The sequence below is a fragment of the Sphingobacterium lactis genome (genome assembly GCF_011046555.1).
In the GTDB taxonomy this organism is placed as follows: Bacteria; Bacteroidota; Bacteroidia; order Sphingobacteriales; family Sphingobacteriaceae; genus Sphingobacterium; species Sphingobacterium lactis.
In genome coordinates, this window is sequence record NZ_CP049246.1 from 65,891 (window position 1) to 79,145 (window position 13,255).

The window sequence follows — 13,255 nt, forward strand, 5'->3', positions numbered from 1 at the left end:
ATGGGTGCACTATCCTTACTTATATTTCTCCCTTTATTGGCCGTCGCAGCGATCCTGCTACTGCCTAACCGTCTTGGTGCCAGTTATAAATATTTGGCCCTGGCGGTTGTCCTTGTACAATTTGGATTGGCAGGGTACCTGTATGCGAATTTCTCCCCTACAGTGGGGGAATTCTCCGCTATTGAAGGTTACCAATATGTAGAGCAGTTACCATGGATCCGGATGGATCTGGGCACCATCGGCACGCTGGAAATCGATTATTTCCTTGGTGTTGACGGATTCTCACTACCGTTATTGGTACTGAGCGCCTTTGTGATGTTGATGGCTGTCGGTGCTTCCTGGAATATGGAAAAAAGTAAGAAAGGTTATTTTGCCTTATTGATGCTGCTGAATACTGCCGTGATGGGCATATTCTGTGCTTTGGATTTTTTCCTATTCTATGTTTTCTACGAAGTCATGCTGCTACCATTATATTTTCTGATCGGCATCTGGGGTGGCGCGCGAAGGGAATATGCGGCGATTAAATTCTTTATCTATACGCTCTTCGGTTCAGTTTTCATGCTTTTAGTCATTGTCGGCCTGTATTTTTCAGTTCAGAGTCCGGTGAGTGGCGCGCATACCTTTAACATGCTGTACATGATGAATCCGGAGAATTACATCCAGGGTTCTTTCTTTGATTTTCTTGGAAATTCATACGAGATATTTGGTATTCCGGCACGGATGATCGGATTTATTGTTCTGTTTATTGCTTTTGCCATTAAAGTTCCTATTGTACCCCTACATACCTGGTTACCGGATGCCCACGTAGAGGCGCCCACTCCCGTATCGATTATCTTGGCGGGAATCTTATTAAAGATCGGTGGTTATGGAATCATCCGGATCTGCTTTGGTATCTTTCCTGATGCGGCTGCGGATGCCAATTGGTGGTTGGGTCTGATCGGTGTGGTCTCTATAATCTATGGCGCTTTCAATGCCTTGGCACAAACAGATCTCAAGCGCTTGATCGCCTATTCCTCGGTATCCCACATGGGTTTTGTACTATTGGGCTTGGCATCATTTACCGCCGAAGGGATTTCTGGAGCGATGTTCCAGATGATCAGCCATGGGTTCCTTTCAGCTGCCCTGTTCTTCCTGGTAGGTGTAATCTACGATCGTGTGCACGACCGCTACATCTATAACTTTAGGGGATTAGCAGGACTCATGCCGAAATATACAGCTTACGTAGCGATTGCCTTTTTTGCTTCGCTGGGTTTACCCGGATTCTCCGCATTTATCGGTGAAGCTTTCGTAATAATAGGAACATTCAATGCAGAAAGCCTTCAAACTGGGGTTCCACGCTGGATGGCCGTATTTGGTTCCATCGGAATCTTGATGAGTGCGGCATATTTCCTCTGGACACTGCAACGCATGTTCTTCGGTCAGACCCGATTGAAAGGTGGTGAAGCATGGGCAACAGCACTTACGGACCTCACCAGCAGGGAACAGCTCATCCTTTTCCCTACATTGGCACTGGCGCTCGTATTGGGTATCATGCCTTCCTTCGTATTCAATGTATTGAATCAATCTGTCTTAAGTTTATTGAATTTAGTATCGCCATATTTATAGGATTGCTGGATGAACGATTTTGTATACCATATTACCGACAGTATCGATCATATCATTCGATCCATTCCCCTATTCAAGGTTGAACTCGCATTGGCTATAGGATTTATCCTCACCATTGCTTGTACCCTTTTCTTCGATAGGTTCTGGAAGCACGCCTCCTTCAGTATTACCCTATTGACACTTCTGGCTTCGATAGTTATGCTGGTCAGTCAGTACAACCTGGCTGACAACGGTTTCTATGGCCTATTGACCATTGACAGAACGGGGTATTTTTCCCGGCTATTGATTCTGTTCGGGCTAGTTATATCTTTACTTTTTCTTCAGCAACATTTCCAAGCGATTCAGAGCACAAAGCGTCGTGGCGATTTATTCAGTGTACTGTTAGCTGCTGGCATTGGGATGAACCTACTGACCATCACCAACCATTGGCTCATGGCTTTCCTTGCGATTGAAATGGTTTCCATCAGCTCGTATATTCTGGTCGGTTATTTCTCAGCGAATAAAAGACAGGCCGAAGCGGCCATGAAATATGCACTATTCGGATCCGCATGTTCGGCGGTCATGCTCTATGGATTATCATTGGTTTATGGATTCACTGGAGATCTTAATTTTGCAAGTGCACGTCATATCCAAGGGCTCATTGCCGCACCTGAGGTGATGACCTCCATTGCCTTTCTGTTTGTTTTTGTGGGAATAGGCTTTAAATTAAGCTTTGTCCCATTCCACCTTTGGGCACCTGATGTGTACGAGGGCGCACCAACCCCTGTTACGGCATTTCTTTCAACAGTACCCAAAATTGGGGCAATCATCTTATTTGCCCGATTGGCGAAATCCATGGTCAGTACACAGTTCTTCTTTTCCGAATTGACCTTACTGTTCATTATCGTGGTTGCGATAGCAACGATGCTGTTCGGAAATCTGATCGCCTTGCGCCAGTTGGATATCAAGCGCATGATGGCCTACTCCTCCATTGGACATACTGGCTTCCTATTGATGGCTATTATCGCTTACATCAACGGCAATCAGGACATCTTGTTTTTCTACCTCTTTATCTACACGATAATGAACCTAGCAACTTTTGCTTTCATTGATGTGTTGGAACAGAGAACCGGTAGTACCCACCTCAGCCAATTCGCAGGTCTAGGTAAGACCTTCCCCCTACTGTTCACTTGTTTTTCCATTGTGGGTATATCCCTGATCGGCTTGCCGCCAACAGCGGGATTTGTTGGAAAGTTACTTGTGTTCACGAGTATTTTTGAACTCTATCAAAATACGCCCGATCCGTTATTGTTGGCACTTCTGGTCGTAGGCGCCCTAACATCGGTAATCTCGCTGTTCTACTACTTTAAAATTCCGTTGTATGTTTTTTTGCGCAGTAACAGGACGGAGGATAATAGCGGAAAATCTCAAAGTGGTCTTCTAATGTATGGGATTGGCTTGTTATTAAGTGTTCTTGTGCTCCTATTGGGGATCTTTCCATCCCTACTCATGGACTGGTTCGCAAAATAATCAAAGAGCACCAGCATAAGCTGATTGCCGTCTATCCTTTCTTTCCAGCAAGCAGAGAAACCTGCCAAGCAGGATTCCATACCAATATTCTTCCAAGGGGCTGTTTTATCCTCTTGTATTGTTTATATTTGTATATGATTAGTGCAACAGCAAACCAGATTTTTCAAAGGGTAATTGAAGATTACCATGTTCATGATAAGATTGATCAACCTGTGGAAAACCCATTTGAACGCAGCAGCCTATCGCATTTGCTCTATTTGAAATGCTGGATAGATACCGCTCAATGGCATATGGAAGATGTTGTTCGCAATCCGGATATCGATCCACGCGAAGGCCTTTATTGGAAACGCCGCATCGATCGGCAGAACCAAGAACGTACCGATACGGTAGAATTTATTGACAGCTATTATCTGCAGCAATTTTCTCAGACCGTGCCCTTGATGGACGCCAAGATCAATACCGAAAGCCCGGCATGGGCCATCGATCGATTATCCATTCTGGCACTTAAAATCTACCACATGGAACAGGAGACCCTGCGAACGGATGTTTCCAATGCGCACTTGGTTGCCTGCCAGGAAAAACTGGCCATTTTAATGGAACAGCGCAAGGATCTTTCCCAAAGCATTGACGAGCTCCTCTTGGATATTCAAGAAGGCAGAAAATACATGAAGGTGTACAAACAGATGAAGATGTACAACGATCCCAATCTCAATCCAGTTTTATACGGAGCACAGAAATAAGTATGGAACGCATTGTGGTGACCCGCTTTTCAGCGATGGGCGATGTGGCCATGGTCGCTGCAGTTCTCAAGGACTTTCAGGAGCAACATCCCGATACCGAGCTCATCATGGTTTCGCGGCCATTCTTTGCCCCATTTTTTGCAGATATCCCGCGGGTGGTTTTCCATCCCATAGATCCTAGGGGAAATCACCGTGGAATTGGTGGCTTAATCAAACTGTTCAAGGAACTAAAAGGCTATAAAGCAAAATATGTAGCCGACCTGCATAACAACCTGCGCTCTAGATTTCTCGATGTCCTGTTTCGATCTTCCAACCATAAGGTTCAGGTGCTGGACAAAGGTCGGGCGGAGAAAAAGGCATTGACAAGGAGCAAAAACAAAATCAAGAAGCAACTCCGTACGATGACCGAGCGCTATGCCGATGTTTTCCGCAAACTAGGGTATCCCATTGAACTCAAAAATACGCTACAGAAGCAACACCGCCTTATTCCCGAGGGGATGTTAAGCTTATTGGCTTCAGACGCAAAGAAAATAGGAATTGCACCATTTGCCCAACATCCCTATAAAGTCCTTCCGATGGAAAAAATGAAGGCTGTAATCGCAGAGTTGAGTAGATCCGTAAATGTCCAGATCATGTTATTTGGCGGCGGAAAAGCGGAAAAACAAATCACCGAAACTTGGTCTGACGAATTTCCAAACGTGACCTCCCTGGTCGGTAAGTATTCCTTGGCGCAGGAACTGGATATCATCTCTCACCTGGATGTGATGGTCAGTATGGATAGCTCAGGAATGCACATGGCCTCTTTAGTAGGCACTCCATGTATTTCCATTTGGGGAGCCACGCATCCCTTTGCTGGATTCTTAGGATATGGGCAATCTGAGAACGATTGCGTTCAGGTCGAACACCCCAATAGGCCATCCTCCGTATACGGCAATAAGCCATGTTTATGTGACGATATCGAGGCAATTGACTTGATAAGCAGTGAAATGGTTGTGGAGAAAATAAAATTAAAGTTAAATTTGCAGTAGCATTTGAACAATTGTTTTACGTTTATCTGCAATTAAGGATTATCTATGGCTAAGGAAAAAATCTGCTTTGTTATCAGACAGTATGGATTAGAGGTAAATGGTGGTGCAGAATATCACTGCAGAATGCTTGCTGAGCGATTGACAACTGATTACGATGTAGAGGTGATCACATCGAAAATAATTGATTACAATACCCTCGAAGAATATTACTCCAACGATATTGATCTGGTAAATGGCGTTCGCGTTTTGCGATTTAGCTGTGCCCCATTTTCCAAGCAACGGCATGAGCAGAGCCGTAAGAACACCAAGTTTGCTCGTAAAGTTCGAAGAAACCTCTATCGCTTAGGGCTATTAAAAGGAATAGCCAATATACATACCGTTTGGGACCTAGGAATTAAGGAGGAAGAACAATTACTGCAATCCGATGGTTTCTATTCTCCCGAAGCCCTCAATTACCTCAAAGAAAACCAAGGACAATATAAAGCCATACTTCCGATTTGGTATGTTTCACCGTTTACTATTTACGGTGCACAGATTGCTCCTCAAAAAACGATATTGATCCCTGCATTACATGATGAAAGTGAGGCGTTCCGCTCCATTCATACCCATGTGTTTACCAAAGTAAACCATATAGCCTTCAACACACATGAGGAAACACAACTTGCCGAGCATATTTTTGGAAACAAGATGTCCAAAAACAGCATTGTAGCGGTTGGTGTGGAAACTGACTTCGATGAAGTAGCAACACAGGAGGAATTGACTGAAAAGTTTCATCTTCCTAGTCGATATATCCATTATTTCGGTCGTGTGTGCGAATCAAAAATGGAACAGTTAATCCCATGGTTTGTTGCCTATAAAGAAAAAAATCCGAGCGACCTCAAGTTAGTACTCACCGGAAAATTATTCCAAGAAAAAGTAGACCATCCGGATATCATATATACAGGCTTTGTCAGTGATGCTGAAAAAATCGGTTTGATTAAACATGCGACATTGGTAATCAACCCTTCAAAATTGGAGAGTCTTTCCCTGTTGTTATTGGAAGCGATGAATTTGGGAAAAACAGTTATGGTGAATGGTAAATCCGAAGTAATGAAAGGACATGCTATTCGCAGTAATCATGCAGCAGCCTATTACGATAATGAACAGGACTTCCAACAGATTATCAATAAATACCTTGAAAATCCGGCCCTAATTCAAGAAAATAAACAGAAAGCGATGGATTATGTGCAATCCCATTACGATTGGAAAATTATTCTGGACAAGTTAAAACACTTGATTCAAGAGGCTCGTTAAGCATTTTTCTCCTCCAATGCTTGGAGATAGCCATTTTCTGTACGCTGGATTCCATCCGCGCGCACTATGTCGATGGTTTTTTCATGTGTATTTTCCTGGGACCGTGCTGCTAGTGGGTGGAAAATATGATATTGTATACACCGCAGCTTGACCGATTTTTTCAGGATGCCCATATTCACAAAACGCGCAGCAAGCTCTTCGTCTTCATGGCCCCAGCCCTGAAGGTCATTGTTATACCCATTGACGTTTATAAAATCATCCAACCAATACCCCATATTACAGCCTCTAACACTATAGCTATTTGATTTCTTTTTAATCATTAGACCCGCAAGCATAGGGAGACGTAAGGCATTGAACCTATGTTTTACGCCTTTAGATAGAAAATTGAAATCAACTTTCTTATGCTTAAATAAATACGGCAGGAAGTCTTCTTCGATATGTGAGCGGGTTCCGCGGATAAAGCATCCTTTTTCTGCAACTTGGAGATGATCTTTTATGAAGTTCCTATCCAGGATGACATCGCCATCAATCTGGACGATATAGGGTGTTGAAGCTTCATGCAAGGCCTTGTTCAATATAATGCACTTCCTGAACCCTTCATCTGGATGCCAAACATGCTTTATAGCCAATTGACCATTATATTTTTCTATAATAGCTTTGGTAGCATCCTTGGATCCATCATCTGCAATAATGACCTCCGTCGGAATCACGGTTTGGTTGGCAATACTTTCCAAACATAATTCCAATGCTTCCGGCCAATTATAGGTAGAGACGAGTAAAGTGCATTTATCTATGGATGAATCTTGATCCAACTTATTCATGTTTTGAGGGTCCAATATCTCCAAATGTACTGACTATTCACTATTTTTGCACTAAAAGTGGGATTAAAAAAATTAATTAAAGCGCTAAAGAAGATCCTGCAGGCAATATGATTGAAAATTCTACCTCCTTAATTGTCGCCACGTACAATTGGCCCGAAGCTTTAAAGCTTTGTCTGCTCAGCATACAGCAACAATCTGTACTTCCAAAAGAGGTAATCATTGCTGATGACGGTTCGCGCGATGACACGAAGGAACTGATTGCGTCCTTTCAATTGACCTTCCCAGTTCCTTTGATCCATGTTTGGCAGGAAGATTCCGGATTCCGTCTAGCCGAAATCAGGAATAAAGCCTTTGCACGGGCAAGCTACGATTACCTGATCCAGATCGACGGTGATGTTTTCCTCCATGAGGACTTTATCAAAGATCATCTCAAAGCCGCCAAACCGAATACGCTACTACAGGGAAGCCGTGTGATGTTGGGGGCAGACTTTTCCAAAAAACTTTTGGCGGGACAAAAACCTGATTTCAGTTTCCTGGCAACGGATACCCAACGCCTGGAGAATGCTTTGCGCATCCCAATGCTTTCCACCTACCTCCTAAACCGGTACAAGAACCGATTTCCGGTTTACTTTGCACGTGGAGCCAATATGTCGTTTTGGAAAAAGGACATCCTAGCCGTCAATGGATACAATGAGAACTATGAAGGCTGGGGACATGAAGATAGTGACCTCACCCTACGCATGATGAATAATGGTGTCAAGAAATCCGTAATTAAGTTTTCAGCTATCATTTACCATCTATACCATCCGGAAAACAAAAATCCAGAACAGGAGGAAAAAAATAAATTAATATTGGAAAATACCAAGCAAAACCACGTAGTTTGGGTGGAGAATGGTGTAAGCCAATATTTAAAATAATATGCACGAAACAAAACCTGAAACAGTTGCGATTCTCGTTTCTACCTACAATTGGCCTGAAGCGCTGGAACGCAGTGTGTATTCCATTTTCGCCCAAGATCGGTTACCCGATGAGATTATCATCGCAGACGATGGCTCAGGTTCCGAAACCAAAACCTGCATTGAGCGATTAACAAAGCTTTCTACCATACCAATCCGTCATGTATGGCATGAGGACAGTGGTTTCCGACTTGCCGAAATTCGGAACAAAGCCATTCAAGCGAGCAGTGCCGATTATATTATCCAGATTGACGGCGATATCATTTTGGACCCTCATTTTATTTCAGACCATCTATCCTTGGTGGAGAAGGACTATTTCCTTTGCGGCAGTCGCGTATGGATAGATCAGGAACAGAGTGCTGAGATCTTTGCGAATCCGCCAGGATTTAAATTGGACAAACGCAAATTCCCATTGTCGACTGTCTTGAATAGCTTTCGATCAGCACCACTCGCCCGGTTTATGGCAGACCGTTACAAGAAAAATAAACCCACTGCGCTGCGGGGCTGTAATATGTCCTTCTGGAAAAAAGATCTGATCGCGGTGAATGGATATGACGAATCCATACAGGGCTGGGGTAGCGAAGATGCAGAATTGGCCTTGAGATTAATCAATAAAGGAATCAAAAAACGATTCCTAAAATTTGCGGCTGTAGCCTATCACCTGTATCACAAAGAAAACAGCAAGGATAACCTGGAAAACAATGAAAAAATCCTTGCCCACACACGAAATTCGGGCCTAACTTGGGCTACAAAGGGAATTCAGAAAAAAGAACAGGAATAGTTAAAAATTGCTATCATAAAAGTCCACTTGTTGCTCTTGTTTTTTGATTTGCTTGGCATGAATCAGTGACATTTCATAACTTTTTCCTTTTACACGTCCCATTTTCTTAAAGCCAAAAAGCACTTCATGAACTTTATTTTTCCATTTTATAGGATAACCTGTCTTTAGGTTAATGATCCGGGGTTGCCAATCAGGAAAATTGATATAACCATCTGCATTCATCTCCCAATTCCACTTTTTCAAATGATCTTCTGTTATCCCTTCGACCGTATTTATGCGCGAAACACTCAGGCAATCGTATTTCGACTTGAATTCCAAATAACCGGGTAATTTCTCGATCAAGGTCTGGGGCAGCATTTCATCGGCATCAATTTGAAAAAGGTAATCACACTTTGCCAAGGTAATCAGTTCATTTTTGAAGGATGCAAAATCACCATTCAGTCTGGACTCCGCTTTAACAATCCGACCTTGATACTGCTCCAATATTTCGGAAACTTGATCATCCGGATTGGTAACATCTTGAAGAACAATAATTTCATCCTTTTCCCGAATCTTTGGCACCAAATCATCCAAAAGACGTTTGATTTCCATGCGTTCATTGCAAACGGTGATGGCGTATGATATAGATGGTCGAGTACCGAAAAGATAAGATAAAATGGACATGCTATGAATTATTTTTTATGGGAGTCGATATAGAAAAACTTCTTTCTAACGGATTAAAGTTAAATATTTTCCCTGAAATATGACCTGTTTTAATTTTCGAATAATCTTTAAACAAGCTTTTCAAAGGATGTTTCATTTTTATTCTATTCCGAGAGATGATGTCGGAAAGAGCTCTGATTCTTTGATAATCCTTTTCCGTTAACTGCTTTTCATCCAAATGTACCACTACATCATGGTAGGGAATTTCATCAATGGGTTCGATTCGATCGGAAAGATCGATAGCCGTGGTATGTTGATATTTATCGATATATTCAGCTTTTGGCAAATCGGTGTATACTTTCGCGAAAAAGGGTTCAATTTTGTAGAGCCCATCGGGAGTGGCATTTTTCACCACTGCGACCAAGTCATAGGAATGTTTGAAACTTGCTTGAGGACTACATCTCCATTTTCTGTAAAAATTCCTTATCCCTAATTCGTCTATTTCTTTGCTTTTCTTTTCAAATTCCTTGGAGAATCTTGAGGTCTTGCTCACGAAGTGGTAAGCTACCGCTTTCGGTACCTGGATAAGTTCGGCGTCTTGGATATGAAATCGCATCATTAAGTCAGAATCCTCACAGAACATAGGCTGAAAAGTCGTATCCAATCCTCCCATTTCGACCAACCATTCCTTCTCGACACAAAGGAAAAAGCTTTCATCTTTTGTAACAAAAGGCTTGGCATCCGACGCCATTACACCACTTACATAATCGTTGAAAGCACCCATGTCAAATGTCTCTAGATCGGATCCAAAATCACGAATTGTCTTCCAATTTTGCTCATCTGAAACAAAGATCGGTGGTTCCACCAGCGAATAAATCAGGACAGTCCTTTTTTTCCATGCCTTCACCAATTCTTCAACAAATCCTTCACCAATAATTAGATCATTATGGAGATAACTTACCAGTTCTGAACTCGCCAATTCCACTCCCTTATTGTAGGTATGGGACAAGGACTTCGATTCATTCTCGTAATGGTATTTCACACACTCGTCCTGCAAATTATCCAGCCACTCATGTGTTCCATCTGTACTCCCATAACTCACAAAAACGATTTCCACTTGTTGATATAAAGCTCTTACCCGATTGTAAAATGCAATAGTGTAGTCTAAATTATTTCGTAAGCCCACAATAAGTGACACCCTTTTCTCAAAATCCATTCAATTACCGCTTTAGTTAAAGATTACCATCAAAGGTAATAATCTCCAACAACAATTATTATTTCTTTACAATTTGTGAACTTTATTTTAAAGATTAAATCGATATCTTGGATGCTTCATAAACATAGCAATATGAAAACACTCTATCTCATCCGTCACGCTAAAGCTGAAGAGCACAGTTTCTCAAAAGATGACTTTGACCGCGACCTCCAGGACAAGGGCATCACGCGCGCAACGCGCATTGCTCAAGAACTCAAGGAGCGCTTTCAGCAAACGGAGAACACGTTGGTGATCTCCTCCACGGCGAACCGCGCGATACAAACAGCAGAAGTATTCTGTCCGATTCTGGGCTTGGACGTTGCGGCGATCCAGCAGACACGAGATATCTATGAGGCACATTTAACGGATATATTAGCCGTCATCAATTCGGTTCCTGAATCTGTGGATCAGGTCTTGGTATTTGGCCATAACCCTGGCTTATCCAATTTGACCAATTACCTGAGTCACTCCATCATTGAATTGGCGACTTCCAATGTAGCGGTATTGCAGCTTGAAGAAGGGATAACCTTCCCCATGTTGGCTGGCGGTTCGGCCTCCCTTGCAGGGCTATTGAAATAATCTTTTTACCTTCGTAAGGTATGGCAAATAAACTGCAGGGTGAACACTCACCTTATTTAAAACAACATGAGCACAATCCGGTGCACTGGTACCCTTGGGGTGAAGAAGCACTGAACAAGGCCAAGGAGGAGCAAAAACTGATCATTGTCAGCATCGGTTATTCTGCCTGCCATTGGTGCCATGTGATGGAACGGGAGAGCTTCGAAAATGAAGCAATCGCGGAAACCATGAACAAATTCTTTGTTTCCATCAAAGTGGATCGGGAGGAACGACCTGATATCGATCAAATCTATATGATTGCTGTTCAGTTGATGACCAATGCCGGTGGCTGGCCATTGAATTGTATCTGTTTACCTGATGGCCGACCGATATATGGTGGCACCTACTTCAAACCACAAGATTGGCAGCAAGTGCTGTTACAAATTGCGCAGATGTGGGAGGAGAAGCCAGAAGTGGCCATTGACTACGCCAACCGCCTTACCGAAGGGATTCAGCAAGCTGAACAACTTCCCATTCAAGCGATTCCCGAAAAATACAGCATTCAAGATATCATCGAGGTCGTTGAACCTTGGAAGGCACAATTTGATATCCGGGACGGCGGATACCGACGTGCCCCAAAATTCCCCTTGCCCAACAACTGGGTCTTTTTTCTCCGTTACGGTTTTTTGAGCCAAGATCAACACGTGCTTGACCATGTACATTTCACGTTGGAGAAGATGGCTCATGGAGGAATTTATGACCAGATTGGCGGTGGCTTCGCCCGATATTCCGTTGATGGGCAATGGCATGTGCCCCACTTCGAGAAAATGTTGTACGACAATGGGCAATTGATCAGTCTGTACAGTGAGGCCTACCAGCAACGCCCTACCCCATTATATAAACAGGTCGTTCAAGAAACCATTGCTTGGGCAGAACGGGAAATGCGCGACCCCAATGGCGGTTTTTATTCCGCATTGGACGCCGACTCCGAAGGGGTGGAAGGTAAATTCTACACGTTCGAAGATGAAGAATTCGACCTCTTGGGAGAGGATGCTACCCTAGCCAGAAATTATTTCAATATCAGCAAGAGCGGCAATTGGACCGAAGAACAGATCAATATCCCTTTTGTCAAGGCAGAAGATGCCGGATTGATTGCAGAGGCAGGTTATACAGAAGATGAATGGCAGGTACAATTACAGGAAATTAAATCCAAACTTCTAGCGTATCGTGCTCAGCGAGTCCGTCCTGGTTTGGATCACAAGCAATTGGTGACCTGGAATGCACTATTTTTGAAGGGATTGGTTGATGCCTATCGCGTATTTGGGGATGCTCATTATTTGGAGTTGGCTCTTGAAATCGCGGCGTTCCTAGAACGTGATTGTTGCCAAAATGGCAGTCTTTTACACCAGCCTGCAGACAGCAACCGCAGCATACCCGGATTTTTAGATGATTACGCATTTACCATTGATGGGTTCATTGCGCTCTATGAAGCAACGTTCGACGATCAATGGGCCGAAAAGGCTAAAATACTAGCTGATAAAGCAATAACCAACTTTTTCGATGCCGATCAACACGCATTTTACTACACTGGCAAGGAAGCAGAAACCTTAATTGCTCGCAAAAGCGAGATCATGGATAACGTCATTCCGGCCTCATCCTCGACAATGGTAAGGCAACTTTTCAAACTCGGCTTATTATTTGATATAAATGAGTACACGGAAATTGCGGATAAAGTTTTTGCCAATGTTTTTCCACATATTAAGAGCTACGGCTCGGCATATTCCAACTGGGCAATCCAATTATTGGAACTCCATTATGGAGTCTGGGAAATAGCTATTACGGGAGATGCAGCTGAAAGCTGGCGAGAGGAACTCGATAGATCCTACGTACCGAATAAAATCACCTTAGGTGGAACAAAAAGCAAGCTTCCGTTGTTAGAGAATAAACCGGGTATGGAAGCAAAAGCATACCTTTGTCAAGATAAAACCTGCAGTCTACCACAATCGTCGATTGCACAGATCATAGAATTAATAAATAATAAACAGGGATTCGATCCCACAATCTAAT

12 protein-coding genes are annotated in these 13,255 nt (G+C 43.0%); 9 read left to right on the forward strand and 3 right to left on the reverse strand.

The genetic code is table 11. The features are described from left to right. From G6N79_RS00305 to G6N79_RS00325, 5 genes are all read left to right on the forward strand, one after another. Complete coding sequence (locus G6N79_RS00305) at window positions 1-1,605, forward strand: complex I subunit 4 family protein (RefSeq protein WP_103907650.1); 1,605 nt, start codon at window positions 1-3, stop codon at window positions 1,603-1,605. Window positions 1,606-1,614: 9 nt separating this feature from the next. Then, window positions 1,615-3,114, forward strand: a complete 1,500-nt coding sequence (locus G6N79_RS00310) for an NADH-quinone oxidoreductase subunit N (RefSeq protein ID WP_103907651.1) — start codon at window positions 1,615-1,617, stop codon at window positions 3,112-3,114. Between the two features lie 134 nt (window positions 3,115-3,248). Next, a complete protein-coding gene (locus G6N79_RS00315; protein ID WP_103907652.1) occupies window positions 3,249-3,854 on the forward strand; it encodes a DUF4254 domain-containing protein in 606 nt (201 codons plus the stop codon). Window positions 3,855-3,856: 2 nt separating this feature from the next. Then, entirely contained in the window at window positions 3,857-4,882 is a 1,026-nt protein-coding gene (locus G6N79_RS00320; RefSeq protein ID WP_103907653.1) for a glycosyltransferase family 9 protein, read from the forward strand. A gap of 45 nt (window positions 4,883-4,927) precedes the next feature. Next, window positions 4,928-6,175 carry a glycosyltransferase gene (locus G6N79_RS00325; protein ID WP_103907654.1) on the forward strand — a complete coding sequence of 416 codons (1,248 nt, stop codon included), beginning with the start codon at window positions 4,928-4,930 and terminating at the stop codon, window positions 6,173-6,175. Here the strand turns inward: G6N79_RS00325 and G6N79_RS00330 are convergent. After that, window positions 6,172-6,996 carry a glycosyltransferase family 2 protein gene (locus G6N79_RS00330; RefSeq protein WP_103907655.1) on the reverse strand — a complete coding sequence of 275 codons (825 nt, stop codon included), beginning with the start codon at window positions 6,994-6,996 and terminating at the stop codon, window positions 6,172-6,174. The two genes, G6N79_RS00325 and G6N79_RS00330, sit on opposite strands and share 4 nt — an antisense overlap. Window positions 6,997-7,103: 107 nt before the next feature. On the opposite strand from G6N79_RS00330, the gene G6N79_RS00335 reads away from it, so the two are divergent. Further along, complete coding sequence (locus G6N79_RS00335) at window positions 7,104-7,913, forward strand: glycosyltransferase family 2 protein (RefSeq protein WP_103907656.1); 810 nt, start codon at window positions 7,104-7,106, stop codon at window positions 7,911-7,913. A gap of 1 nt (window position 7,914) precedes the next feature. Next, the gene (locus G6N79_RS00340) at window positions 7,915-8,733 is read left to right on the forward strand and encodes a glycosyltransferase family 2 protein (RefSeq protein ID WP_103907657.1); all 819 of its coding nucleotides are present in this window, start codon (window positions 7,915-7,917) and stop codon (window positions 8,731-8,733) included. On the opposite strand, the gene G6N79_RS00345 is transcribed toward G6N79_RS00340, so the two are convergent. Then, window positions 8,734-9,396, reverse strand: a complete 663-nt coding sequence (locus G6N79_RS00345; RefSeq protein ID WP_103907658.1) for a glycosyltransferase — start codon at window positions 9,394-9,396, stop codon at window positions 8,734-8,736. 1 nt (window position 9,397) lies between these two features. After that, a complete protein-coding gene (locus G6N79_RS00350) occupies window positions 9,398-10,591 on the reverse strand; it encodes a glycosyltransferase family 2 protein (protein WP_103907659.1) in 1,194 nt (397 codons plus the stop codon). 132 nt (window positions 10,592-10,723) lie between these two features. On the opposite strand from G6N79_RS00350, the gene G6N79_RS00355 reads away from it, so the two are divergent. Then, window positions 10,724-11,209 (forward strand): SixA phosphatase family protein, encoded by a 486-nt coding sequence (locus G6N79_RS00355; protein WP_103907705.1) that lies wholly within the window; start codon window positions 10,724-10,726, stop codon window positions 11,207-11,209. A gap of 20 nt (window positions 11,210-11,229) precedes the next feature. Continuing rightward, on the forward strand, window positions 11,230-13,254 hold the full coding sequence (locus tag G6N79_RS00360) for a thioredoxin domain-containing protein (RefSeq protein WP_103907660.1): 2,025 nt from the start codon (window positions 11,230-11,232) through the stop codon (window positions 13,252-13,254). Window position 13,255: the final 1 nt, after the last annotated feature.